Origin of the sequence: Shewanella sp. AC34-MNA-CIBAN-0136 (assembly GCF_040309945.1) — a bacterium.
Classification (GTDB): Bacteria; Pseudomonadota; Gammaproteobacteria; order Enterobacterales; family Shewanellaceae; genus Shewanella.
The window spans coordinates 75015-101049 of sequence record NZ_JBEOPJ010000019.1 but is presented as its reverse complement, the minus strand read 5'-3'; the positions used below and the strand labels follow the sequence as shown (position 1 = coordinate 101049).

Genomic DNA, 26035 nt, shown 5'->3' with positions numbered 1-26035 from the left:
TAGGTCGTTGGCTTGGGGTGCGTATTCTACGCTTTCCCGGGTTGGCGTCAAGTGTTTTTTCAAACTTTCTTTTCGCCGTTGTAAACTTCAATTTGAACCTTACAACCTGCCAGCGACGTATGCCGTGTCAGTGGTTGCGCATTATAGGGAGCTTAATTATTTGTGCAAGCATAAATAGGCTAAATATTGCAAAAACATGACCGAGAGGTGCTTTTTCAATCGAAAAGAACAAAAAAGGGACTATCCGTCCCTTTTTCGGCTATTTCACTCAGTTCTAATCACCAAAGAATCGAGTTTCCTGTTTTATTTCTATTGGGCTGCCATCTATTTGCGCAGTTATTTTGATATCGATTTTGGTGATACTTCTCTTCAACTCAATAGGATCAACAGCAATACTAATTGGTAAGGTTAATACTTCACCCGCTTCTATCGATACATGCTGTGGGCCAATCCATCTGGCATTAGGCAATCCTTCGACGCTTAGCTCATATTCTTGCGGCTGTTCTGTTTTATTGAGAATTTTAATCGTAAAGGTATTCTCTGTATTGCCTTGGTTGTTTTCTCGATAAAGTGAGTTTCTATCTCTAATAACATCCATACGAACAGGTGCAATCGTTGCGCTGGCATATATGAATATTAATATCATCACCGTGAGTACCACACCGTAACCCACTAACTTAGGTCGCAATACCTTTTCTTGCACACCATCAAGTTTGTTTTCTGTTGTGTAACTGATTAACCCTTTGTCGTATCCCATGCGTTCCATTGTGTTATCGCATGCATCGATACAAGCACCACAGTTAATACATTCATATTGCAGACCATTACGAATATCGATTCCAGTTGGGCACACTTGTACACACAAGTCACAGTCAATACAGTCGCCTAAACCCATCTCTTTAGGATCTTGTTTACGTGTACGAGGACCACGGGTTTCACCGCGTTGGGTGTCGTAGCCTACTATATAGGTATTCTTATCAAACATGGCAGCTTGGAAGCGGGCATAGGGACACATGTGAATACACATGATCTCACGCATCCATCCGGCATTACCGTAAGTAGCAATAGTGAAGAAAACCACCCAAAAATATATCCCGCCACCAGCATTAAGGGTAAAGAAGTCAATATAGAGTTCACGACTTGGAACAAAATAGGATACAAACGTAGTGGCTGTTAATAGTGATATTAATAACCAAGAAGTATGTTTTGCTGTTTTACGCCAGAGTTTATTGACACTCCACGGCATTTGGTCAAGCTTGATACGTTTATTACGCGCGCCTTCAAATTTTTCTTCAAACCAGATAAAGATGAAGGTCCACACGGTTTGTGGGCAAGTATAGCCACACCACACTCGACCGAGATAAGTGGTAACGAAAAACAGCCCAAATGCGGCTATCATAAAGAGTGCGGCAAGCAAGGTGAGATCTTGTGGCCAAATAGTTAAACCAAAGACGTGAAATTTTTGCTCAGCAAGATTAAACCAAACGGCTTGACGGTCTCCCCAGGGTAACCAAGGCAGAAGTAAGAAAAATAACATGGCTATCCAACCCATATAACGTCGTAAGGTTGTCCATAAGCCATCGACAGCTCTTACGTAAATACGGTTGCGCGGATTGAAGCTGTCTGCTTTACTAGCATCAGGTTGATGGATTTGAATACGTTGTTGTTTGGAAAAGTCCTTGGAGTTGGATTCTGTCGTCATGTTACAGCCTTACTGCTTTAATATTGAACGATAACTAGCTTATTATATAGGTAATAACACATTATTGGATAAAAAGATGAGAGGCTGGATAGGATTAGCAATAATCGCGGGGATTATTTATTATTTCGCGACAGAAACAGACAAGCTTGATAAGCCAATTAATGACATTAAAACGATGTTTACTAAGGCAGATAAAAAGCTTGATTCGATGACGGGTACAAAAATCATTAAAATCGATAAGCACATTCCACAAGTTAAAGAGGAAATTTATAAGCGTTTATCGACAATTGAAATTCGTGAATTAGATGGTGTATTTACCAGTAACGAAGCCATTAGTGAGTTTAAAATCGAATACTGCCATAGTAGTGCTCGCCACCCTGTTTTTTCAACAGAAAATTTGCAATTTATTTGCGATAAAATCTAATAACTTGTGCTCGTTAACGATTTTATGCTAACGAATTGACCTAAGTATCAAATAAGCCTAGCCTTTGTGTAATATCTGCAATAGGGGCTAGGTTTTTTTATGACACCATCACAAACTGAATCAGTATCTGACATCTTTGACCCTGAGTTATGGAATCTTGTCGAAGGATTCAATTTTGAAGACATCACTTACCACCGGGCAAAATCCCAAGGCACGGTGCGTATCGCAATAAACAGGCCTGATTGCCTTAACTCATTTCGTCCTAAAACAGTAGATGAACTCTATATGGCTCTAGACCACGCTAGACAATGGTCCGATGTAGGTTGTGTACTTATTACAGGAAATGGACCATCAGCAAAAGGTCAATACTCATTTTGCGCAGGTGGCGATCAGCGTATTCGTGGTAAAGATGGCTATAAATATGAAGGTGCTGAAGAAGGTACTCCTGATGTAGCTCGAATGGGGCGCCTACATATATTAGAAGTGCAGCGAATGATCCGCTTCATGCCTAAAGTGGTCATTGCGGTTGTACCTGGCTGGGCTGTGGGTGGTGGACATAGTTTACATGTGGTTTGTGATTTAACATTGGCGTCAAAAGAACACGCTGTTTTTAAGCAAACCGACCCTGATGTAGGTAGCTTTGACTCCGGATATGGCAGTGCTTATTTAGCCAAGATGATTGGTCAGAAGCGAGCCCGCGAAATCTTCTTTCTTGGGTTTAATTACTCTGCAGAAGAGGCATTTAACATGGGTATGGTAAATCGTGCCATTCCACATGCCGAACTAGAAACTGAAGCCTTAGCTTGGGCCAAAGAGATTAACTCTAAATCCCCCACTGCAATGCGTATGCTTAAATATGGCTTCAATATGGCTGATGATGGTTTAGTAGGCCAACAACTGTTTGCTGGTGAAGCAACACGCTTAGCCTATGCGAGTGAAGAAGCTCAAGAAGGTCGCGATGCCTTTTTAGAAAAACGAGATCAAGACTTTTCACGTTTTCCTTGGCATTACTAATCTCAACACCTGATGTTATAGACTGCATTTATTCATGTGATTAACTTTATGAAAGACCCTACTTAGGGTCTTTATTTTTTTCAAGATTAAAAATAATAAACGTAATCGAAATTTTCATTTGCAATAATCGAATTAACCCTCTTTACTTGATAATGATAACTGTTATCATTTAAACAAATCAAACAGGGGATTCATCATGAAAAAGACTATTAGCTTTGCCATTTTACACTTCAGTGTCGCTTTTACGATTACCTACCTATTAACCGGTAGCATTATTATCGGTGGTACCATTGCCCTGCTTGAACCTGCCGTTAATACAGTTGTGTTCTACTTTCATGACAAGGTGTGGAAAAACATTGAGTTGAAAAAGATGCAACAAGCTGAGATAACAACAGAGTCAATTCAGCTTGTGAGCTAAGATTATGGCCAGATTGATGGCCATAATCTTACTAACATATACTTGTTGCTACACTATGCGAGTTTCATGATAGCAACATCGTAAGCAGCAAGGTTTGCACTGCCTAAAACGTATTGCCCTTGTAACTCACTAGGCACAGTTTGCGGATAACCGGCATAGTTAAACAAGTAAGCATACTGACCACGCTTAACCACACGCATATCATTAGGTAACGCTAATATGGTTAACCCTAACTCTACTGCTAGTATTTTAAAGTACTCGAGTAAGAATCCATCACAGGTCAATGTCGCTACATAGCTAGTATTTTGATGACGAGCCACAGCAGGACTACCATCATGATACGTCGCCACCACATCAACACCATCGCCGAGTTCTAGCTCTTCTCGCCAGCACTGGCTTTCAAACTCAACCCCATTAAAATGCAATACTTCACTGCAGTCTGGACGAATGGTTTCAGTTGATAATACTCTTACAGGAACTAAAACTTGGAATGCTCCCGGTGCTAACGTAGACACTAATGACAATTCATCCGTTTTGCTGCCTGAGCGAGGACCGATAACCAAATGTACGTTGGCTTGCTGACATTTATCAACAAAGGCTTGCGGCACAATCGGTAAACACGGTGCGACAACTAAAGCATACTGTGTCAAATCATGATCTACAGAGACAAAATCTACAGCTAACCCTAACTGACGTAATGCCGAGTAATAAGCAAACTCAACGCGTTGATGATTGTAACTGTCACCTTGGCGTTCAATCTCGGTCACCCACTGACTGTTAGCACCTGTCACGATAGCCACTTTCGCTTGTACTGGATCGCTAATGGTAAAATCGACTTTGGCCAACTCGTCACGCATTTGCTCAACTTCAGCCCAAGCTGCAGCTTTCGAATTATCGTTACGTTTAATGCCTGCATGCATTTGCTCTTGCGCAAATGGCACTTGGCGCCAACGGAAGTAACACACGCAATCTGCACCGTGGGCAAACGCCTGCCATGACCACAGTCTAACCATGCCTTTTTCAGGACGAGGGTTGTGATGCGCCCAATTTACTGGACCAGGTTGCTGCTCCATTACCCAAAAGTTTTTATTACTCACACCACGGCTTTGGTCAAACGAGTAACTTGAAAAGTCAGGGTGTCCGGTACGCATGTACGGTTTAAATTGTTCTGCTGGCATATGTTTAAAAAACATATCTGAACGACCGAGCGGGTAATTGTCGTAACTGACAAAATCGAGGTTTTTGGCTAATGCAAAGTTATCGGCTTGAGTATCGACTAACGGGATAAAGTTATGGGTTACAAAACGATTTGGCGCATGAGCACGAATGATCTCAACCATTGCATCATGAAATTTCACCACTTGGTCAGAACTAAAACGACGGTAAGCCAGTTGATGAGCAGGATTGGTTTCAGTTACCGCTAGAATAGGTAATTCGATTTGTTCAAAATCTTGATATTCCATCGACCAGAAAACATTACCCCAGGCAGTATTGAGCTTTTCAATATCGTTGTGATAATAGGCTTTGCACCACTGTTGAAATGCTGACTTAGCCACCAATGAGCCACTATGAGTAGTATCGTGACAAGCAATCTCGTTGTCCGTTTGCCAGCCACAGATGCCAGGATGTTGACCATAGCGTTGTGCAATAACGCTAGAGATACGCATTGCTTCACGAAAGTAGTTATCACTTGAAAAATCATAATGACGGCGCGAACCAAAGCCACGGGTAGTACCTGTTTTAATATCGACAGGTAAAATGTCTGGGTATTTGTCGATTAACCATTTAGGAGGCGTAGCCGTTGGCGTGCACATAATCACTTGCAGCCCTTCGTTAGCTAACGTTTCAATGGCACGATCCAGCCACTCAAAAGAATACTCACCATCACCGGTCTCAATTCTAGACCACGCAAACTCGCCAATACGCACATACTGTAATCCAAGCTGACGCATTTCTTTTGCGTCTTGTTGCCACATAGATTCAGGCCAATGCTCAGGGTAGTAGCAAACTCCTAACATGTTAATCTCCAATATATAGTGCGTAAAACCGTTGGCTCATACTAGGATATAGTTAAGGTTATACCCTACCGTCACAAGCAAAATTACGGGGTTATTTAACCAATTTTTAATGACGATCAATATACTAACCTAGTATTTATATGATATATAGTATTTTAAAATAATCCGAATACATCATTAACACACTGCAGAATGTTGCTGGCTCAATCCAACACATTCGAATATGTATGCTTAATCAGTGTGTATAAACACAAAAACGTCAATCAAGGACAATATCATGTCACATCCCCAGTTCGTTTTGCTTAATGGCCAACATACTAGCTTGATCGTTGATTGCTTAAACAAGACTCCTGCCATTTTGTATTTTGGTAAAAAGTTATCTGAAAAGACCAGCTTTGACATGATGAAACGGTTAAGCACCAGACAAGAAGCTAAATGCTCAGTTGTTGTTGAAGCGCCTATTTCATTATCGCCGTTAATGGGTGAAGGTTTTACCGGTGCACCTGGCATTGAAATTTTTGATAACAACATTGCATGGTCAATTGGTGGTGCACTAACACAAGTGAACCAACCGAATGAAAACGAAGTGTATTTCGAGTCAGTTGATACACTACGTCAGCTAAGCGTTAAGCATCACTTACAGCTTAACCCACGCAGTGACGTACTCAGTGCGACAACAGAATTAACCAATTTAGGCCAAACCTCAGTTAATGTGAATTGGTGTGCAGCGCCAACCATTCCGATGCCTCTGCATATTGACCAAGTAATGTCGTTTGAAGGCCGTTGGTCGAACGAATTCCAACGCAAGTCTTTTGATACCTTCTTAGGCAGCTTTGTGCGTGAAAACCGTAAAGGTAAAACCTCACACGACAATTTCCCAGGCATGGTAATGCACAACAAACTCACCCATGAACAAGGCGGTGAGTGTTATGGTTTTCATTTAGGTTGGAGTGGCAACCATAAAATGCGAGCGGAGTTACTTGCAGAAGGCCGCAGTTATGCCCAATTAGGTGAATTATTAATGCCTGGTGAAATGATACTCGCGCCTAACGAGTCTTATGTCAGCCCAACGTTATATACAGCCTATTCTAATGACGGTTTTAGTGGCTTATCTCATTGCTTCCATCAGTATGTTCGTCAATCACTTATCACTGAAAAGGTACGCCTAAAGCCACGCCCAGTGCACTACAACACTTGGGAAGGAATTTACTTTGACCATGATGTTGCTGTTTTACAATCATTAGCGACCCAAGCGGCTGACATTGGCGCAGAACGATTTGTACTCGATGACGGCTGGTTTAAAGGTCGCCGTGGTGACTTTGCCGGTTTAGGTGACTGGACTGTTGATCGTGAAATTTACCCAGACGGACTGCAACCACTGATTGATCATGTTAATAACGTGGGCATGGAATTTGGTTTATGGTTTGAACCTGAAATGGTTAATCCAGACAGCGATTTATATCGCAACCACCCTGAATGGGCGCTGCAAACCCAAGGTAACGAGCAGCTGCAATTTAGAAAACAGCTAGTGCTAGACATGACGAACCCAGACGTGACTGACTATCTGTTTAATGCGATTAACGATATCTTGGTTGAATACCCACAAATTCTCTACCTCAAATGGGACATGAACCGCGATCTCAATCATGCAGGTAATTTATTGGGTAAGCCGGCAGTACATCAACAAACTAAAGCCGCTTATGCTTTAATCAAGCGCCTTAAAGATAGTCATCCACACATTGAAATTGAAAGTTGTTCATCTGGTGGTGCGCGAGTTGATTACGGTGTATTACAACACACTGATCGAGTATGGACTTCAGATTCAAATGACGCATTAGATCGACTCACCATTCAACGTGGTTGTTCATTCTTTTTCCCAGCAGAAGTGATGGGGGCGCATGTTGGCCCGCGCGATTGTCACATTACCGGGCGACACATCAATATTGCCATGCGAGCCGCGGTCGCTTTCTTTGGTCACATGGGGATTGAAATGGATCCTCGAGAGTTAACCCATGATGAACGTGAGCAGTTACAGCAAATAATCAAACTGCACAAACAGCATCGTCAGTTAATTCACAGTGGCAAGTTGGTACGATTAAACAGCGATGGCGACTCAATCAACTTTGGTATTGTTAATACAAACCAAACCCAAGCTTTGTTTGCTTACAACAGCGTCAAAGAGACCCAACGAACTAATCCGCCAAAATATCATTTTGCAGGATTAGATGCCGACAGAGATTATCAACTATCACTAATTTGGCCGGCCGGATTTTCATTCTACTCACCGTCTGTATTAGCCATGACAGACAATCAAACCTTTAGTGGTGAAGCATTAATGACCTTTGGCATGCAGTTGCCGATTACTTTCCCACAAACGTCGTTGATTTTTGAGTTAAATGAAGTGAAATAATACTTTATCGCGCGCCTCTTTATAGCGCACATTATTTATCCCCATTAAGCAAAAGAGCACCCTTTAGGTGCTCTTTTTATGATTGTTTCGACCGACTACAACTTCAACTCAATCAGCTCAAGTGCTTCATCTAAAATCATTGAAACAGCTGCTTTAGATAATTCAGGATTGCGCGCTTTAATCGCATTAAAAATTTCGGCATGCTTTTTCACATCCGCACCCGGCACGCCTTTTATCTTGTTGGTGTAACGAATGCTCACCCTGAGTGCGGTACCAATAAACTCGGTTAATTGCACAAAAAAACGGTTACCACTGGCGATTAGGATGCTGGTATGAAATGCAATATCAGCTTCTAACGGGTCATCTAAACCTTGTTCAGCTTCAACCATACGTTCGAGTGCCTTCTCGATAGACGCTAATTGCTCATCAGATGCGTTCATTGCTGCAAGTGCCGCCGCTTGCGGTTCTAGCGCAACCCTCACTTGAGTAAACTCTTTCAGTAAAGACAATGACGGTTTACTGCTTAAAATCCATTTTAATACGTCGGTATCAAACATGTTCCAATTGCTTTCAGGCAACACCCGAATACCTTGTTTAGGCCGAGATGAAATAAGGCCTTTTGCAGACAGCATTTTTACCGCTTCACGCGTTGAGCTACGGCTAACATCGTATTCAATACACAAATCAGCTTCAGAGGGTAAACCTTCGCCAACAGGGTAAACCCCTTTTACAATGGCAATGCCCAAATCGTGAGTTAATTGATGTGTTAAATTTTGACGTGGAGAATTATTCATGCTTTTACTGTCCAATATTCAGTACATAAATCTGTTATATCATATTTAAACGCAATTACGATATAACTTTGTTTTCAGTGGTGTTAATGTTAGAAATAGACATAATAATCATCATTATTTTTCGGATTAATCATTAAATCCAATAAATACCGCTAGTTAACCATAATCATAAAAAGTAGGTTTGGAGCGTTATAAGTGAGTTTGTTAACCCAATATCAAGACTTGAAAGACAAAGTCATCTTTATTACCGGCGGCGCCAGTGGTATTGGCGCATCTATGGTCGAAGCCTTCATACATCAACAAGCTAAAGTGGCTTTTATTGATATCGATCATAAAACAGCAGCCAATCTACTTAGCAAAATGGCCAAAATTGATGCTTCATCAATTTGGTTTCGCGCTGTCGATGCCACCGATTCCGAATCATTACAACAAGCCATTAGAGATGTTGGTCAACACTTTGGCCGCTTTGACGTACTGATAAATAATGTCGCTAATGATGCGCGCCAAGATGTCGAAACGATTTCAGCCCATGATTGGCATAAGTGCATGCAAATTAATTTAGACCCTGCTTTTTTTGCATCTCAAGCGGCTTATATTTTAATGAAGCTGCAGCATTCCGGTAGCATTATTAATTTCAGTTCAATCACCGCGTTATTAGGCTCACAACAAATGACCGGCTACGTGACAGCAAAAGCAGGCTTAATTGGTATGACACGCTCATTGTCGCGTGAGTTTGGAGAATCTGGTATTCGTGTCAATGCCATTTTGCCCGGTTGGGTCGCCACCGAAAAGCAGCTGGCCAGCTGGCTAACAGAACAAGAAGAGCAAAAATGGACTGATGCGATGGCATTAAAACGCCGAATCACCCCTCAAGATGTTGCCAAACTCGCCCTGTTTTTAGCCTCAAACAATAGTGAATTGATCACCGGTCAGTGTATCAATATTGACGGTGGGAGAGCTTAGCTTGCTTGCTAAAAATCAACATTTTATTGCTGTCGATTGGGGCACAAGCCATTTACGTGCTTATCTATGTTTAGCCGAAGTCGGTAAACCATTAATCGTGCTTGAACAAGCCAATAATGTCGGCGTGAAGAAAATTCAAACTGATTTTGAAACCACACTAATGGACAGTATTGCGCCTTGGGCTAATCGTTTTGGAAAACTACCTATATTGATGATAGGTCAAATAGGTTCAAGCATTGGCTGGAAAGAAACCCAATATCTTGCTTGTCCTATTTCGCCCCAAGAGGTGATCTCTGCCGGGGCGCGCTTTGACAGTCAAGGTCATCAAGTCACCATATTCCCAGGATTAAGTTGCCAGCTTTATAACCAACTCCATGACTCGATGCGTGGAGAAGAATTTCATTTACTGGGCTGGCTTGCGATGGCTCCACAGCATCTAGTTGGTCGACATCTTGTATGCTTGCCTGGAACCCATACTAAATGGGTGCTAATTGAAGAAGGTAAAGTCATTTTATTCAAAACTGCGCTAACCGGTGAACTGTATGACCTATTGTCATCTAACAGCGTATTGATCCAAGAAAAAGTATCAGATTTAGAATTTGATTTTGGCGCATTTATTGACGGTGCTGATTTTATCTTGTCATCTACTAACGATAATTTTTATCACGGATTATATAGCGTCCGCAGTAAACAGCTTTTTGAGGATTTCTCAACCAAACAAGCACATGCGTATTTATCAGGACTATTGATAGGAAGTGATGTTCGCGCAGCGATGAGCGCGCAAGAGTGGCAATTAACAGAATTAGAATCAGTGGCGATTATTGGTCCACCTCACTTAAGCCAATGTTTTGTTGAAGTGTTACATCACTGTAATATCAACACAACATTATGGGATGTTACAGACGCGACATTGGCAGGATTTAATGTTGTGTACCAACACGCACATCATTCGACAGATGAATAATACACTAACCCAGAGCATCGGCGATCTTATACAGGTTATCCCATCACAAAATGATTTGGGTGAAAATGCTTTATGGCACCCACAACAACAAGCCATTTATTGGATCGATATCATACAAGGAAAAATTCACAAATACAGTGTCGAGACTCAGCTGCACGATCAATACAGTTTACCCTATCGTATTGGCAGCTTTGCGTTTTTAGCAGAACAGCAAACATTTCAGTTAATTGTCGCCTTTGAGCAAGGTTTTGCACTGTATCATCTCGATACACATGCATTAACATGGCTTAGCCAACCTGAAGTTGCACAGAAAGGTAACCGTTTTAATGATGGCCGCACCGATCGCAGTGGACATTTTTGGGCGGGAACCATGGTTGAAACCCGTCATGATCAACATCAACAAGGCAACTTGTACCGGATAGATAACCACGGTGAATGCCATAAAACCATTGAAGATATTTTGATCTCTAATGGTTTGTGTTGGAGCCCTGACGGTAACATTATGTATCACGCAGACTCTGAAAAACATTGCATCCATCAATATCGCTATAACCCAACACACAAAACATTAACGGATAAAACCTTGTTTGCGACCACCGAAGATCATGTATTTCCTGATGGTTCAACTATTGATGCGCATGGCTTTATGTGGAATGCCCAATGGGGCGATCATAGCGTGGTACGTTATCATCCAGATGGTCATATCGTCGAAAAGTTAATCTTACCTGCTGTACAACCCTCTAGTGTCGCCATTGGTGGCCCAAATTTAGATTGGTTAATTGTGACAACATCACGTATTGAACTGACTCAACAGCAACTCGTTGATTATCCATTATCGGGTAACGTGTTTATTTATCAGTTGCATCACGTTACTGGGATCGTCGACACACCTTGTAGTATCAATATCAACCAAGCATGAATCACAGCAATGGCAGATAAAACACACCCAAAAACTTTTTATCATTTTGGGTGCTAGTGTTAACACGTTAAGGTTAACTCACATCAGAAACAACCGCCGGTGCAACTTCCTGTTTACTGGCGACATAATCACTCAGTACTTGCTGTTGTTCCTCAGTAAAATGCAAACCTAGCTTAGTCCGTCGCCATAAAATATCTGCACTGCAACTGGCCCATTCATTGGCAATAACATAATCGACTTCCGCTTGATATAAACCATGACCAAAATCAATCCCCAATGCCTCGCGGCTCGCAGCATCATTTAAAATGGATTGGGTACGGGTTCCGTAAGTTCGTAATAAACGATTAATAGATCGTGTATTTATCCAAGGATATTGTTGCTGATAAATCCGGTTAAGATCACCTAAATCAGTAAAATCACCACCAGGTAGCGTTTGAGTTGCTGTCCAAGGTTTACCCATTTGAGGATGGAAAGGTTTTAATCGATTGACTGCCGCTTCGGCCAGTTTTCGATATGTCGTAATTTTGCCGCCAAACACTGACAATAGCGGCGCCTTATCTTTAGGGGCGTCGACAATAAAGGTGTAATCACGGGTCACCGACTGCGCCGAATCTGACTCGTCATCCATTAATGGTCTCACCCCAGAGAACGTATGCACAATATCTTGTTCGCTAATAGTGCTTTTAAAATAGTGATTGGTAATGCTAATCAGATAATCAATTTCTTGCTGGTCGATACGCACATCTTTAGGGTCGCCGGTAAAATCAACATCAGTGGTACCAATCAGAGAAAAGTCATCTTCAAATGGGATCACAAACACAATCCGCTGATCGACATTTTGCAAAATATAAGCGTGTGGCTGTTGATGGATTTTAGGCACCACAATATGGCTACCTTTTACTAAACGAATTTTTTGTGGTGAAGGCTGCTTTAATACATTTGAAAATAAGCTCGACACCCAAGGTCCAGAAGCGTTAACAATACTTTTTGCATGCACCTGACGTAATGACTTGTCCCCTTGATGTTGTAAGGTGAGTTTCCAGATACCATTGTCGCGTTCGGCAGTAATACAGCGGGTTTGAGTACAAATCTGTGCCCCTAACTCTTTCGCTGCAAGGGCATTTAATACCACTAAACGAGAGTCATCGACCCAAGCATCAGAATATTCAAACCCTTGAGTAATTTCAGGTTTTAATGGGCTATCTTGTGTGAAGTTAATTTTTTTAGACGCATTCAGAGTGACGCGTGATGCTAAATTGTCATATAAAAATAACCCAAGACGGATCATCCACGCTGGACGTAAATGAGACTGATGGGGAAGCCTAAATGTCAACGGAGTGATCAAATGAGGGGCTTTTTTAAGCAACACTTCACGCTCTGCTAATGCTTCTTTAACCAAACGGAACTCATAATGTTCTAAATACCGAAGTCCACCATGGATCAGTTTACTGCTATTTGATGAGGTTGCAGACGCTAAGTCATTCTGTTCACACAGCAAGACACGTAAACCACGCCCCACTGCATCGGCCGCTATTCCAACACCGTTTATGCCGCCACCAATCACGACAACATCAACAATTTCTCTATCGGCTTCCATTTACGTATCCCACCACTAAAATAAATATGATAAATAATATATATTAGCAACATCATAGAGTGACAGACGGTCAATTGACAAGCTGAATTAGAAAGATCTTGTCGAAATTGATTACATCTTGTTAAATAAAATACTTAATAGTAGTATTTATCATATAAATTAAATTTGCAGCATTTATCAACAGTACAATTGAGATAATAATATGCATTTTCTGGTTATTGCTCCAGACACATATAGATGAAAGGGATTGCCATGAGTCAGTTTGAATTTACCCACAGACGAAAAAATCCGTTAACAGGTAATTGGGTGCTAGTGTCGCCACATCGAAATAATCGTCCTTGGTTAGGTGCGACAGAAAAAAATGCCCCTTCGAATTTACCAGAGTACGATAACACATGCCCTTTATGCCCCGGCAATCATCGTGCAAACGACAGTATCAATCCTGCTTATGATAAAACCTTTGTGTTTACTAACGACTTTGGCGCACTAACGTCACAAGTGACCGAACATTCCGCCGCGCTCAATCATGACAATCCATTATTTGAAATAGAGCAGGCTACGGGTGAATGCCGAGTGATTTGTTTCTCACCTAAGCACAATAAAACCTTACCAGAATTATCCGTGGCTGAGATCAATGATGTAGTTAATACCTGGAAACTGAACTACATCGAATTATCTGCTCAGTATGCATGTGTACACATTTTTGAAAACAAAGGTGAAGTCATGGGGTGTTCACAACCTCATCCCCACGGACAAGTATGGGCCCACAATCATTTATCGACCGAAATACAATTAGAAGAAGACAACCAGCGTAACTACCAACAACATCATGGCGGCAATTTGCTCGGCGATTATGTTAAACATGAAATTGCCGACGGTGAGCGAGTTGTTTATCAAAATGACCACTGGCTTGTGGTTGTACCATTTTGGGCTGCATGGCCTTTTGAAACCTTACTCGTATGCAAAGATGATGTACGCCATTTTGGTGAGCTAACCGATGTGCAATCAACTGCTTTAGCCCAAGCGATTAAGATACTCACCACCCGATACGACAATGTGTTTAATTGTAGCTTCCCGTACTCAATGGGTTGGCACAGTGCACCAAGCAAACTTGACGACAATAGCCACTGGCGCTTACATGGCCATTTTTATCCACCACTATTACGCTCAGCCACCGTAAAAAAACACATGGTCGGCTACGAGATGCTCGCCGAAAGTCAACGCGATTTAAGCCCAGAAACAGCTGCAAAAATTTTACAAAATGCCAGCGACATCCATTACTCTCAAGGAAACAATAATGAATAACGACGCGCTACAGGCATTCTATCAGCAGCAGTTTTCATCATTACCACAAGGGGTAGTTAGTGCTCCTGGTAGGGTTAATTTAATTGGTGAATTCACCGACTACAATCAAGGTTTCGTATTACCTTGCGCACTCACTTTCCGCACTCAAGTTTTTTACCATATACGAAATGACAACACGGTTAATGTACTATCAACCATGTATCCGAATGAACAAGAAAGCTTTGACGTTAATCAACCAATTAGTGCTGGTCAGTCACAATGGGGCAACTACATCCGTGCGGTTGCATTTGTGCTTAACCGTGCTGGCCACCAGCTACAAGGTGTTGATTTATTGATTGAAAGTAATGTGCCGCAAGGCAGTGGTTTGTCATCTTCGGCGGCACTAGAAGTGGCGATTGCAGGGATGTTTAATCATGTTTGCGGCCTAAATTTAACCGAAGAGCAAATCGCCTTATTCGGTCAACAAGCCGAGAATGATTTTATGGATTGCCAGTGCGGCATAATGGACCAGTTAATTTCAGCTAAAGGTCAACAAGACCAAGCGTTATTAATCGATTGCCAAAATTTACACACAAAATCGGTGACCATTCCAACAGACTTATCGATTGTTATTGTTAACTCTAACTACCCTAGAAAGTTAGTCGACAGCGAATACAACCAACGCCGTATCGACTGCGAGCAAGCCGCCAGTAAAATGGGCTTAACCACCCTGCGCGATGCTGACTTAGCGTTGTTAATGCAAACTAAGCCACAAATGAGCGCGAATGAATTCTCCCGAGCTCACCATGTGATCACCGAAAATGCCCGCGTCATTGCCGCAACCCAAGCCTTAGCCAGTAATAACATCGAACAACTGCGCATTTTAATGACCGCATCACATCAATCGTTAAAGCATGACTTTGAAGTGACCGTACCTGCCACCGATGGTTTAGTGCAAATTTGCCAACAAGCTTTAGCAGACAGAGGCGCCGTACGCATGACCGGTGGTGGATTTGGCGGCGCGATAGTGTGTTTATGCCGTAATGAAGACGTAGCCGCTATTCAGCAAGCGGTTGAGCAACACTATTTTGCGCAGTTTAATTTGCAAGCGGACATTTATGTTTGCACCGCAGGCAAAGGATTAACCGTAGAAACGTTTCAGCAGTAACTCTGTAAATGAGCCGATAACAAAAAATGATGTGGGTTGAGGACCCGCCCACATTACATAATAAAAATGACCAAGTACTACAGCCCATGCTGAAGAGCATGCATTACTGAAAAGGACAGCATTAATGATGACCAAATCACTTATTTCTATCGCGTTGTTATGTTTAGGCACCCACTCAAGCGCCATTGCCGCAAACGCAACAGACAGTGACACAAAAAATACCATTCTAGTCGCCGAACAGCTTTACCCCAACACACTGCCAAAGGAAGCGTTGCCAGAGCTAGCGCAAACAGGGCTTTATCAAGTCGGTGTTAAAACTGTTAACTTGATTCATAAAAATCAATTTAATCCCAAAACCCAAATAGCTGAAGACCGAAAACTCAACATTGAGGTGTGGTACCCAAGTAACAAAACTGCCGCGACCAAGCAAAACCAACCGGCAGTATTAAATGCCGTTTATAATGATGAAACCCGTTTAGGATTACCATTTTCACTGCAAGGCAATGCCACTCGTGACGCAGAAGTGGCCTCATTAACGGATCAGCCATTTCCACTCATCGTGTTATCCCATGGTTATACTGGCTATCGCACCATTATGTTTTACTTAGCTGAGCATCTAGCGTCACACGGATATATTGTTGCGGCACTGGATCACACCGACTCTACTAATGCTGATGTCGATATGGTTAATGCTCCGTTTAGCGGTTTTTTTAGCACATTATTAAATCGTTCGCGTGATCAACAATTTGCCCTTGATTATTTTACCGGCAGCGACAATTTTGTCAGTCGCATTATCGACACGAAACGATCAGGCTTGATTGGCTATTCAATGGGCGGCTATGGTGCGGTCAACACTGTGGGCGGCTGTTATCAATTTAACCCACAAACTGCCGCTACCTTTACCGGCAGCAAAGACCAAAATGTTATCAATGGTGCCATTACTTTACTCAACACCTGTGCTGGTGGCCAAACAGCCCCTGTAACGGTAGATCCTAAATGGAAAGCCATGATTGCTATGGCCCCCTGGGGAGGCAATCATCAACTATTTGACCCAGTAGCATTAGCAAAAATAACCGTCCCAACACTGTATGTTGCTGGCGATCTTGATGATATTTCTGGTTATAAAAGCATTCAATCGCTATACCAGCAAACTGGCGGTGAACATACCTATATGCTCACCTATCATAATGCTCGCCATAATATTGCCCCACATCCAGCACCTAAAGTGGCTTACCAAAATGAAATAGATTTAGGCCACTATTTTGAACCCGCCTGGAATACGACACAGCTTAATACCATCAATAAACACTTTGCATTAGCTATGATGGATTGCCATGTTAAAAATCAACAAGATAAGTGTTCATACCTACAATTAAGCGCTCAGTCTAATGAGCAAGATCAACAAGGCAATCCAACGACAGCCTGGAAAGGTTTTGCCCACCGCTATGCCACAGGCATGTCATGGGATATGAAATCTGCACCGCAATAAATAACCATTTTGAAATTGTTTTGATTGTTATCAGACTGTTTTTTTTTACAAGAAATGAACTATACCAAAGTGTAATAAACACAAAAAATACAGTCTGATTACTGTCTGAATAAACATTGAGCGATGACAGCAATATCTTTAAATTACAAAGACTAAATTCATTTACAACCTTAGGTTTTGGTACTATTTATTGCAATGTATATCACCATGATGTCAGTGATTAGTCTAAAAATTCATCATTAAATTACACCATACTGGTTAAGAAAAGGTTGATATTTAAGCTCAATTAATATATTTATAAGATAAATAAGCTTTAATTAAAAATAAAGATTTTATAAAAAAGCAACAACATCAACTGGGGGAAGAAAAATGTCGACAAAAGGAATCACAACTTTTGGTAAGAGGACAACGATAGCACTTGCCATTGCTGGGGCATTAGGAAGTGTTAACGGCGTCTCTGCAGCAGAAGCAGAAACTCAAGCTAATGAACAAACAATAGAAGTTATTGCTGTAAAGGGGATACGCAGCAGTTTAAAAAATTCAATGGCCGATAAGAAATCTGCTTCGGTTGTGTCGGATGGTATTTCAGCCGAAGATTTAGGTAAGTTTCCAGATTTAAACGTAGCCGAATCATTACAACGTATTACTGGTGTATCGATTGACCGAAGTGGTGGTGAAGGTCAGGCAGTAACGGTTCGTGGCTTTGGCCCACAATTCAATACAGTATTGGTTAACGGTCGTCAATTAGCGACAGATAGCGCTGGTCGTGAGTTTAATTTCGACATCTTAGCCGCTGACCAAATTACGGGTGCTAACGTCTATAAAACCAGCAGTGCCAGCATGCAAGAAGGTGGTATAGGCGGTACGGTCGACGTCACTACCGCGCGTCCGTTTGATTATTCAGGCTTCCAACTTGTCGGTTCTGTGAAAGGAATGTATGAAAGTCTTTCAGAAGAAATTTCACCTTCTATCTCAGGTTTGATCAGTAACACCTTCAATGATGAAACTATGGGTGTATTACTTGCCGTAAGCCATCAAGAGCGCCAAGTTCAAATTAACCAAATCAACACCGCCGGTTGGCGTGGTGGTCAAACTATTTCCAATTCACGTGATGGCGTGTTGTTTACCAATGCTTATATTCCACGTAACTGGGACCAAATCGTTGATCAACAGGACCGAACTCGTACTAACGGTAGCTTAGTATTCCAGTATGCTCCGTCTGACGACGTCAGCATTACCTTGGATGGTTTTATTTCAAAATTTGAAGTGGATTCTGAAGTTACCGATTTAGCATCATGGTTTGAGCCAGACCGCGTTGGCAATGCCTCTATCGACCCTGCAACAGGCACCTTATTAACCTTTAGCCAAGATGTGGGTTTACATCAAGGCAGTGGCGACCCAGCAACTGACTTTGTGTCGCACACTCGCAACTCTCGCGACGTGACAAACAGCGGTGTCGGCTTAAATGTTAAATGGGATATTACAGACCAATTAAAAGCTAACTTTGATGTTTCAAACTCAAATGCTGAAAACGATCGTGCTGGCCGCGACCGTTTCAACGTTGTCGGTATGACCAACAGCTATGAATTTGATGGCACGGGTGGAACCCCTACCGTTATCCATGGTGGTTTTGAAAATGGCAACTTACCTGATGCCGGCCTTTCTCGTTTACATTATAACGAAAAAGGTAATCAATTTACTGACGAAGATGAAATTACTGAGTTTAAAGCTGATTTCGAATATTCACCTGATTCATTGGTGTTCACGAAAGCGAAATTTGGTCTATACCGTCAAGAGCGTGAAAAATCCAGTTACCAGATTTTTGGTAGTCAGTGTCAATTCTGTGGTTATGGTACTCCTGCACCCAATGAAGCCATTAACTTCAGACCCTATACTGCGAATAACTATTTCTCTGGTTTAATCGACACCTTCTACACCTATGATGGTGATGCTATGGTCGATTATTTAGCCGCTGAAGGTTATCCAATCACCCCAACACTGCAAAACAATCGCTATACCATTAATGAAGATGTCAGCAGCTTATACATGAACTTCACGTTTGTGTATGACGTAGGTGATATGCCATTAACGGTTGATTTAGGGGCTCGTTACTCAACGACTGATGTAGAAGTCAGTGCCGTACAGAGTTATATTTCTGACGTAGTACCGACCAGTGATGCGACATTGTTCCAAAACATATACGGTCCAGCGACAAATATTACTCAAGGCACAACTTACTCAAACTTGTTGCCAAGCGTAAACGTGAAGTTAGACCTACAAGACGACATGGTGCTACGTTTTGCCATGTATGACTCGTTAACCCGTCCAACCATGTCACAGCTATCTCCAGCGACTAACTTTAACGAGCCACGTCGTCAGAACTTAACAGCTAGCGGTGGTAATCCATCACTTGAACCGTTCCGTTCTGAAAACTGGGATATCTCTTACGAGTGGTATTACGATGACGCCAGCATCTTCAGCTTTGCATTTTTCAGTAAAGAAGTTGACGACTTTATCGTGACGTTAACGGGTGATGAAACTTACCAAATGACTGACCGAACTGGCCCAGACTTTAACTGTAGCACGGCTAACTCAGACTTATGTTCTGACCCAGTTGTTGGCACAACAGAAGAGTTAAATGGTCAGTCAGAACAGTACACTGTAACCCGCCCTCGTAACGGTGAATCAGCACGTATTACTGGTTATGAAGTTGCCTTAACTCATATCTTCGACAACGGCTTTGGTGTTACCGCCAACGCGACTGTGGTTGATAGCAATGTGACAGTAGATGCTAACAGCACTCAAAGTTTCGCACTTGAAGGTTTAGGTAATTCACAAAACCTAATCGTGTTCTATGAGCAAGATAACTTCCAAGCCCGTGTTGCATTTAACAACCGCGAAGGCTTCTTACGTCAGCTAGACAATGGTTTTAATGGTGAACCAATCAATACCGAAACGTTTGGCCAGTGGGATATTAGCGCCAGCTATGACATCACTGAACATGTATCGGTGTTTGTTGAAGGCATTAACATCACTGAAGAAGAGCTCGTTCAAACAGGTCGTTTCGCCAACCAAATTTATTCGGTTGAAGATAACGGATCGCGCTATTCTCTAGGCGTTAGAGGCAAGTTTTAAATTATAAGTAATAAAAGACAGGTGCTTAGCACCTGTCTTTTTTGTTTATGATATATAAAACACACCTTGTGATAGTGTTTAACTACGCCGGTAATTAAGCACATTTCATTGCAAATAGGATGTTAACCCAATGGCAAAAGCAGTTAAAAAAATAATCATTGTGGGTGGAGGTACAGCGGGTTGGTTAACCGCAGCTATCATTGCATCGCATCATAAAAGCCAGACAGGTAATGACTTAACAATTATTTTAGTGGAATCATCAGACATTCCCACGGTCGGTGTTGGTGAAGGCACTTGGCCAACCATGAAAAATACCTTACAACAAATAGGTTTAAGCGAAAGCGAAGTCTTTAAGGCTTGTCACGCAACGTTTAAACAAGGCGGCAAGTTTGTTAACTGGGTCCATGGAAATGGCGACTTTTACTACCATCCATTTACGGTTCCATTAGGTTATGGTCGTATCGACTTAGCACCTTATATCGACAACATCAAAGACTATGCCAAACACACCAACTTCCAACATGCTATTTGTGAGTCAGGCCTTGCTCCTCGCAGCATGGCAGAAGGCGAATATCAAGGCAGCTGCAATTATGCTTACCATCTTGATGCTGGCGCCTTTGCCGACTTATTAAAACAGCATTGTAAAGCCAAGCTAGCAGTAGAGCATGTCATCGGAACAGTAGAACAAGCCCATGTCGATAGCCAAGGTAACATCAGCCATATTTCACTTGCTGACCAAGGTTCAATTGACGGTGATTTATTTATCGATTGCAGCGGTTTTGCATCTTTATTACTGGGTAAAACACTTAATGTGCCGTTTGTTAAACTGGATCATGTGCTATTTAACGACCGCGCCATTGCAATGCAAGTGCCCTATACAGATCAGCATAGCCCGATTGCATCGCACACCATCGCCACAGCGCAGGACTCAGGTTGGATTTGGGATATTGGCTTAACACATCGCCGCGGTGTCGGTCATGTGTATTCAAGCCGTTATATGACCGACGAACAGGCTGAAGCCAATTTACGCCGTTATATTGGCCCCCAAGCCGAAGGTTTAAGCGTAAAAAAAATCAGCTATCAAAGTGGTCATCGTGAACGCTATTGGCAAAAAAATTGTGTTGCTGTTGGCATGGCAGCAGGATTTGTTGAGCCACTAGAAGCCACTGCGATTATGCTAGTCGAAATATCTGCACGCTACATTGCCGACAACCTACCGGTTAACGATACCATCATGGCATTAACGGCCAAACGGTTTAACCAACAAATGGAATATCGCTGGGGACGTATTGTTGATTTTTTAAAACTACATTACATGCTGACGAAAAGACCCGAACCCTATTGGCAAGCACATTGTCATCCCGACTCTATTCCACAGAGCTTACAAGAAGACTTAAGCATTTGGGCTTATCGAGGCCCCACCAGCAAAGACTTCAATGGCCCAAATGAGTTATTTCCAGCCGCTAGTTATCAATATGTACTTTATGGTATGGGTTTCAGCCCTGACTATTCTCAACATGCGCACTTATACCAACAACAGGCCCAAGCCACTCAGATACTTAACCGTAATGTTCAGCTTACGCAGCAGATGCTCAATACATTGCCGCCTCATCGAGACTTCATTGAACAATGGTTAACTCATTCTCAACAATAGAATAAAAATATGAAAAAACTAACAGAATTAACGCCTCAACAGCACCAAAACTTACGATTAGCAAACGACAGCGCCATCCAATTTGCTCATCAACAAAACATCATGAACCTGCGGGTATCTGAAGTCAGCCAAACGGCTTGCAGTATGCCAATTGTTTATGTCCGTGATGGTAACAATGGTCAATGGGTATTAACGGCATTTACTAGCTTCGAGCAAGGTAGCAACCTATTTGTCGAACAAGGTAAGTGGACCGCGCTACACACGCCAACTAACATGCAAACTTTTCCATTTTTTTTGATGATGTCACCTGACGACCCACAACGTTACACCATTGGTATTGACGAACAACATGGGGTGTTTTCTGCCACAACAGGACAAGCCATTTTTGAAACCAACGGCAAAGCATCGCTGCATTTATCTAGAGTAAAAGCTTTGCTTGAATCTGACATTAACAATGATCTCCAGACCCAAGCATTTAATCAGCATATTAGCCAACTTGGCCTGCTACGCCCAATTAGTATTTTAATCCAGCATCAAGATGGCTCAACACCTAGTTTGTCGGGTTTATTCACTATTGATGAAGACAAACTACAAGCCCTCAGCCAAGAAGCACTCTTTGAGCTACACCAGAAAGGTTATCTTGCGCCATTACAAGCCATGCTAATGTCATTATTTCAACTCAATGCGCTGATCAAAAAGCACAATAAAACCCCAGGCTTGAACCCAATAAAAAGCATCAAATTAGAAGTCAGTAAAAATTCAGCTGCGGCATAACAATACCCAATAAAAACTTGGGAAAGGGAACAATAATGTCTGAAAATATTATTCAAATATCCGTATTTACCATTGTAACGGCAATGATTGGGTTATTAACGTACATAAAATGTCGTGGCAGCAACCGTCAACAAAGCACACAAAATAAAGAATATTTTCTCGCTGGGGGCGGCTTAAGTTGGGTGTTTGTGGCAGGGTCTATCACCCTAACAAATTTAAGTACTGATCAGCTGGTGGGCATGAACGGTAACCAAATGGCACTGCTAGCATGGTGGGAGTTCTCTGCTGTGATTGGCCTGATTATTCTGGCTAAATTATTCTTACCCGTTTATTACAAGTATAACTGTACCACCACAACTGAGTTGTTGGAAAAAAGATACAATAACAAGCATATACGAGCCGTTATTGGGTCTATATTCTTTTTAGGTAATGCTTTTATCTACATGCCAGCAGTGATTTATTCAGGCTCTCTGTTTATGCAGACCATGTTTAATGTCGACATTCCACTTATGTATATTGCTGTTGCATTTGCGACACTAGGCGCAGTTTATGCTTTCTTCGGAGGGTTACGCGCGGTAGCCGTATCAGACACCTACTCTGGAGTATTATTACTGGGCATGGCCATTTTTGTGGTGTATCTAGCCCTAAATGCGATTAATTATGACTTATCTGATATTCCGGTAGAACGACTCACCTTCATTGGTGGTGATGATTCGCCTTTACCTTGGCACACCCTACTAACCGGAATGATTTTCATCCAAATGTTCTATTGGGGTACCAACCAAACCATTACTCAACGTGCCATGGCCGCACCCACACTAAAAGAAGCTCAAAAAGGCGTATTTGCTGCAGCAGGTATTCGTATTCTAATCGTACCGGCTATCGTGGTTATTCCTGGGATTGTTTCATACAAACTGTATGGTGATATTGGTGATGCTGCATACGGGCGAATTGTAGGTGACCTCATGCCAACGTGGTTAACGGGTGTATTTGCCGCCGCAATGGCTGCGGCAGTATTATCGACATACAACAGTTTACTAAACTCAGCGACGGCGCTGTATGTGTGTGACATTCACGAAGCCTATATTAAAAAAGACCCTAACGTGGTGCGCTTAAGCGGTTGGGTTACATTATTACTCAGTATTTTAACTCTTGCATTAGTGCCTATTTATCAACAAGCCGAAAGTATCATCAACTTATTACAACAGTTAAATGGTTTACTCAGCATGCCTATTCTGTCGATATTTATTGTAGGCTTAGTGTTTAAAAATATAGATGCCAGAGCGGGGATCGGTGCGGTTATATTTGGAGTAATGCTATATGCCTCACTAACATTTGAATTTTCCCCATTCTATTCAAGCTGGCACTACATTCACTTAATGCCAGTCACATTAGCCGCCTGCATCACCTTTGCGTTAGTCTCAAACCGCTTTGTGTTTGGCAACACGATTCAATTTGCCAAAGGCGACGAGATAGAAACGGCTTAGTAGGTAACATCGATACCGGAGCGAACATTGACAAAATGTTCGCTCTTTTTTTTTACCCTAAAAATCTAAATTAATGATAATTTAGGCCTTACTAATCAAGAATATTAGTACTGTGCCGATATGATTAGCATTAGAAAAAAATGAATATAACTTCTCTTGTCTCCGGTCTTAGTTACACTGAGATCAAAAAATGACCCGATTAAGGTATTAACCCATGTTTAACGCTTTTAATACTATCAAAGCTCGTATTCTACTAGGCTATGCAGCTATTTTATTCATGACTCTAGTGGCGGCGGTTTTACTCAATAACAGCAACCAAACCGTAAAACAAGAAGTTGGCGGGTTTGTCGATGGCACATTACCTGCGCTTAACAGCATTACACGGGTACAAAGTCTTGCCAAAGAACTGGTATTAATGGGTTATTCTTTATACGGTACAACCATCGACGTTACAGAGTTTAACCAGAATAAAGTTCAACTAGAAAAAAGTCTTAACGAGCAGTATCAACAATTAAATACCGTAACATCTACCCAATTAATGCCGCAAATTGACGCGCTTAACGCGGCGTTATCGGCACTTGAAAACACCATGAGTAAATCATCGGTAGATTGGGACAATGCCCGCAATCATTTAGGTACATTAAATGATAGTGCTAACGATCTAAAAGATCGTCTAGACATTCTCGCCGAAGAAATTTCGACTCAAGCCAACCAAAATGCAATGAACATTCAAAGCGAACTTGGCTACAATACTATGCTCATTTTTGTATTAGTTGGACTCATGTTGGTTGTTGCTGTTGGGGCCTACTTAGCAGCACAAAAACAAATAGCCACTCCTATACAGCAACTGTCAAACGACCTCACCCGCATTGCGCAAAATCGTAATTTAAAAGCCAAACTGTCTGATGAATGCATTGTTGAAATTAGTAATGTGGCCACCAGTGTTAATGGCTTAATTAACGTATTCCGTTTAGGAATGAATGAAGTACATGACGCCATCGCCAGTATTAGCCAAACCGTTGCCCAGTTAAGTAACACAACAGGTAAATCATCAGCCTCTGTGGATGAGCTTCAACACACTATTGTGAGTTTAGTAGATGTGATGTCGCAACTTGAGCAGCAAATGGAGCAAAGTGTCGAACATTCACAAAGTGCATCAGATTCTGCTCAACAGGGTGCGCAGAGCATGGTTGAAGGGCAAAAAGAAGTTAAACAAACAGCTGACAGCATTAGCGTATTAGCTCAAGACATTGAAACGACTGCCAGCATGCTACTCACACTGCAAAATTCAGGTAAACAAGTGGCTACCGTGGTAAAAACCATTGCCGATATCGCCTCACAAACTAATTTATTGTCATTGAACGCAGCTATTGAAGCGGCTAGAGCCGGTGAAACAGGAAGAGGTTTTGCGGTAGTTGCAGATGAGGTTAGAACGTTAGCCTTACGCACACATAATTCAACTGTAGAAATAAATAAAATGCTCGCTAATATCGTTGATTCAATTCAATCTGCGGTCGACAATATGGCATCCAACCAACAAAAAGCACAACACTCAGTATCATTAGCAAATCAGTTAGTAGTAACACTTGAACAGAGCCGCCAACTTATTTTGTCTCTTGCCACAGTAAGCCAAGAATCAGCCATGCTAGCACAAGCATCACAGCAGCAGGCTCATACAGTTAAGCTTAAAGTACAAGACTTTACGCTATTAGGTGAATCTGTATCTGAGGGGAATCATCAAATTAGCGAGGCAGGTAATAAGTTGAGTAATTTAGCCGATAAGCTAACCGACACAGTCGATCAGTTTGAACGCTAAAAATG

Annotated in this window: 19 protein-coding genes; 15 read left to right on the top strand and 4 right to left on the bottom strand. The window is 41.9% G+C overall.

Annotation, left to right across the window (positions count from 1 at the left end; all coding sequences use genetic code 11):
- Positions 1 to 274: 274 nt before the first annotated feature.
- A complete protein-coding gene (gene ccoG / locus AAEY94_RS17230) occupies positions 275 to 1702 on the bottom strand; it encodes a cytochrome c oxidase accessory protein CcoG (protein WP_101087317.1) in 1428 nt (475 codons plus the stop codon).
- A gap of 76 nt (positions 1703 to 1778) precedes the next feature.
- Here ccoG and AAEY94_RS17225 point away from each other — a divergent pair, with 76 nt between their 5' ends.
- The 3 genes from AAEY94_RS17225 (at position 1779) to AAEY94_RS17215 (ending at position 3558) form a co-directional block, all read left to right on the top strand.
- Positions 1779 to 2126 (top strand): hypothetical protein, encoded by a 348-nt coding sequence (locus AAEY94_RS17225; protein WP_101087318.1) that lies wholly within the window; start codon positions 1779 to 1781, stop codon positions 2124 to 2126.
- A 99-nt stretch (positions 2127 to 2225) separates the two neighbouring features.
- Entirely contained in the window at positions 2226 to 3140 is a 915-nt protein-coding gene (locus AAEY94_RS17220; protein ID WP_101087319.1) for a 1,4-dihydroxy-2-naphthoyl-CoA synthase, read from the top strand.
- 196 nt (positions 3141 to 3336) lie between these two features.
- Positions 3337 to 3558, top strand: coding sequence for a DUF2061 domain-containing protein (locus AAEY94_RS17215; protein ID WP_101087320.1), 222 nt, complete (start codon positions 3337 to 3339; stop codon positions 3556 to 3558).
- Between the two features lie 53 nt (positions 3559 to 3611).
- On the opposite strand, the gene AAEY94_RS17210 is transcribed toward AAEY94_RS17215, so the two are convergent.
- The gene (locus AAEY94_RS17210) at positions 3612 to 5576 is read right to left on the bottom strand and encodes a beta-galactosidase (protein WP_101087321.1); all 1965 of its coding nucleotides are present in this window, start codon (positions 5574 to 5576) and stop codon (positions 3612 to 3614) included.
- 277 nt (positions 5577 to 5853) lie between these two features.
- Between AAEY94_RS17210 and AAEY94_RS17205 the strand changes: the two genes are divergently transcribed.
- On the top strand, positions 5854 to 7986 hold the full coding sequence (locus tag AAEY94_RS17205; RefSeq protein WP_101087322.1) for an alpha-galactosidase: 2133 nt from the start codon (positions 5854 to 5856) through the stop codon (positions 7984 to 7986).
- Between the two features lie 95 nt (positions 7987 to 8081).
- On the opposite strand, the gene AAEY94_RS17200 is transcribed toward AAEY94_RS17205, so the two are convergent.
- Complete coding sequence (locus AAEY94_RS17200; RefSeq protein WP_101087323.1) at positions 8082 to 8780, bottom strand: FadR/GntR family transcriptional regulator; 699 nt, start codon at positions 8778 to 8780, stop codon at positions 8082 to 8084.
- A gap of 195 nt (positions 8781 to 8975) precedes the next feature.
- Between AAEY94_RS17200 and AAEY94_RS17195 the strand changes: the two genes are divergently transcribed.
- Genes AAEY94_RS17195 through AAEY94_RS17185 form a run of 3 tightly spaced genes read left to right on the top strand, consistent with a single transcriptional unit; the run spans position 8976 to position 11626 of the window.
- Positions 8976 to 9743 (top strand): SDR family NAD(P)-dependent oxidoreductase, encoded by a 768-nt coding sequence (locus AAEY94_RS17195; protein ID WP_242445160.1) that lies wholly within the window; start codon positions 8976 to 8978, stop codon positions 9741 to 9743.
- Position 9744: 1 nt separating this feature from the next.
- Positions 9745 to 10707: a 2-dehydro-3-deoxygalactonokinase gene (locus tag AAEY94_RS17190; protein ID WP_101087324.1), complete on the top strand. Its 963-nt coding sequence runs from the start codon at positions 9745 to 9747 to the stop codon at positions 10705 to 10707.
- Entirely contained in the window at positions 10700 to 11626 is a 927-nt protein-coding gene (locus AAEY94_RS17185) for an SMP-30/gluconolactonase/LRE family protein (RefSeq protein ID WP_101087325.1), read from the top strand. The genes AAEY94_RS17190 and AAEY94_RS17185 overlap by 8 nt, the downstream gene beginning before the upstream one ends.
- Positions 11627 to 11699: 73 nt before the next feature.
- Here AAEY94_RS17185 and glpD read toward each other — a convergent pair whose 3' ends face one another.
- Complete coding sequence (gene glpD / locus AAEY94_RS17180; RefSeq protein ID WP_101087326.1) at positions 11700 to 13223, bottom strand: glycerol-3-phosphate dehydrogenase; 1524 nt, start codon at positions 13221 to 13223, stop codon at positions 11700 to 11702.
- A 252-nt stretch (positions 13224 to 13475) separates the two neighbouring features.
- Between glpD and AAEY94_RS17175 the strand changes: the two genes are divergently transcribed.
- The 8 genes from AAEY94_RS17175 (at position 13476) to AAEY94_RS17140 (ending at position 26030) form a co-directional block, all read left to right on the top strand.
- Entirely contained in the window at positions 13476 to 14528 is a 1053-nt protein-coding gene (locus tag AAEY94_RS17175; protein ID WP_101087327.1) for a UDP-glucose--hexose-1-phosphate uridylyltransferase, read from the top strand.
- Complete coding sequence (galK, locus tag AAEY94_RS17170; protein ID WP_101087328.1) at positions 14521 to 15675, top strand: galactokinase; 1155 nt, start codon at positions 14521 to 14523, stop codon at positions 15673 to 15675. The genes AAEY94_RS17175 and galK overlap by 8 nt, the downstream gene beginning before the upstream one ends.
- A 127-nt stretch (positions 15676 to 15802) precedes the next feature.
- On the top strand, positions 15803 to 17164 hold the full coding sequence (locus AAEY94_RS17165) for an alpha/beta hydrolase family protein (protein WP_502959409.1): 1362 nt from the start codon (positions 15803 to 15805) through the stop codon (positions 17162 to 17164).
- A 369-nt stretch (positions 17165 to 17533) separates the two neighbouring features.
- Positions 17534 to 20299, top strand: a complete 2766-nt coding sequence (locus AAEY94_RS17160; protein ID WP_101087330.1) for a TonB-dependent receptor — start codon at positions 17534 to 17536, stop codon at positions 20297 to 20299.
- 130 nt (positions 20300 to 20429) lie between these two features.
- Positions 20430 to 21953: a tryptophan halogenase family protein gene (locus AAEY94_RS17155; RefSeq protein ID WP_101087331.1), complete on the top strand. Its 1524-nt coding sequence runs from the start codon at positions 20430 to 20432 to the stop codon at positions 21951 to 21953.
- A 9-nt stretch (positions 21954 to 21962) separates the two neighbouring features.
- Positions 21963 to 22727: a SapC family protein gene (locus AAEY94_RS17150; protein WP_101087332.1), complete on the top strand. Its 765-nt coding sequence runs from the start codon at positions 21963 to 21965 to the stop codon at positions 22725 to 22727.
- A gap of 35 nt (positions 22728 to 22762) precedes the next feature.
- Positions 22763 to 24214 carry an SLC5 family protein gene (locus AAEY94_RS17145; protein WP_101087333.1) on the top strand — a complete coding sequence of 484 codons (1452 nt, stop codon included), beginning with the start codon at positions 22763 to 22765 and terminating at the stop codon, positions 24212 to 24214.
- 214 nt (positions 24215 to 24428) lie between these two features.
- Complete coding sequence (locus AAEY94_RS17140) at positions 24429 to 26030, top strand: methyl-accepting chemotaxis protein (protein WP_101087334.1); 1602 nt, start codon at positions 24429 to 24431, stop codon at positions 26028 to 26030.
- Positions 26031 to 26035 lie beyond the last annotated feature (5 nt).

Coding starts and splice junctions, on each gene's coding strand:
- glpD (WP_101087326.1), bottom strand. CDS start 13,223: ATGGAAGCCGATAGAGAAATTGTTGATGTTGTCGTGATTGGTGGCGGC.
- AAEY94_RS17185 (WP_101087325.1), top strand. CDS start 10,700: ATGAATAATACACTAACCCAGAGCATCGGCGATCTTATACAGGTTATC.
- AAEY94_RS17140 (WP_101087334.1), top strand. CDS start 24,429: ATGTTTAACGCTTTTAATACTATCAAAGCTCGTATTCTACTAGGCTAT.
- AAEY94_RS17205 (WP_101087322.1), top strand. CDS start 5,854: ATGTCACATCCCCAGTTCGTTTTGCTTAATGGCCAACATACTAGCTTG.
- AAEY94_RS17150 (WP_101087332.1), top strand. CDS start 21,963: ATGAAAAAACTAACAGAATTAACGCCTCAACAGCACCAAAACTTACGA.
- AAEY94_RS17160 (WP_101087330.1), top strand. CDS start 17,534: ATGTCGACAAAAGGAATCACAACTTTTGGTAAGAGGACAACGATAGCA.
- AAEY94_RS17145 (WP_101087333.1), top strand. CDS start 22,763: ATGTCTGAAAATATTATTCAAATATCCGTATTTACCATTGTAACGGCA.
- AAEY94_RS17175 (WP_101087327.1), top strand. CDS start 13,476: ATGAGTCAGTTTGAATTTACCCACAGACGAAAAAATCCGTTAACAGGT.
- AAEY94_RS17200 (WP_101087323.1), bottom strand. CDS start 8,780: ATGAATAATTCTCCACGTCAAAATTTAACACATCAATTAACTCACGAT.
- ccoG (WP_101087317.1), bottom strand. CDS start 1,702: ATGACGACAGAATCCAACTCCAAGGACTTTTCCAAACAACAACGTATT.
- AAEY94_RS17155 (WP_101087331.1), top strand. CDS start 20,430: ATGGCAAAAGCAGTTAAAAAAATAATCATTGTGGGTGGAGGTACAGCG.
- AAEY94_RS17225 (WP_101087318.1), top strand. CDS start 1,779: ATGAGAGGCTGGATAGGATTAGCAATAATCGCGGGGATTATTTATTAT.
- AAEY94_RS17215 (WP_101087320.1), top strand. CDS start 3,337: ATGAAAAAGACTATTAGCTTTGCCATTTTACACTTCAGTGTCGCTTTT.
- galK (WP_101087328.1), top strand. CDS start 14,521: ATGAATAACGACGCGCTACAGGCATTCTATCAGCAGCAGTTTTCATCA.
- AAEY94_RS17210 (WP_101087321.1), bottom strand. CDS start 5,576: ATGTTAGGAGTTTGCTACTACCCTGAGCATTGGCCTGAATCTATGTGG.
- AAEY94_RS17220 (WP_101087319.1), top strand. CDS start 2,226: ATGACACCATCACAAACTGAATCAGTATCTGACATCTTTGACCCTGAG.
- AAEY94_RS17165 (WP_502959409.1), top strand. CDS start 15,803: ATGACCAAATCACTTATTTCTATCGCGTTGTTATGTTTAGGCACCCAC.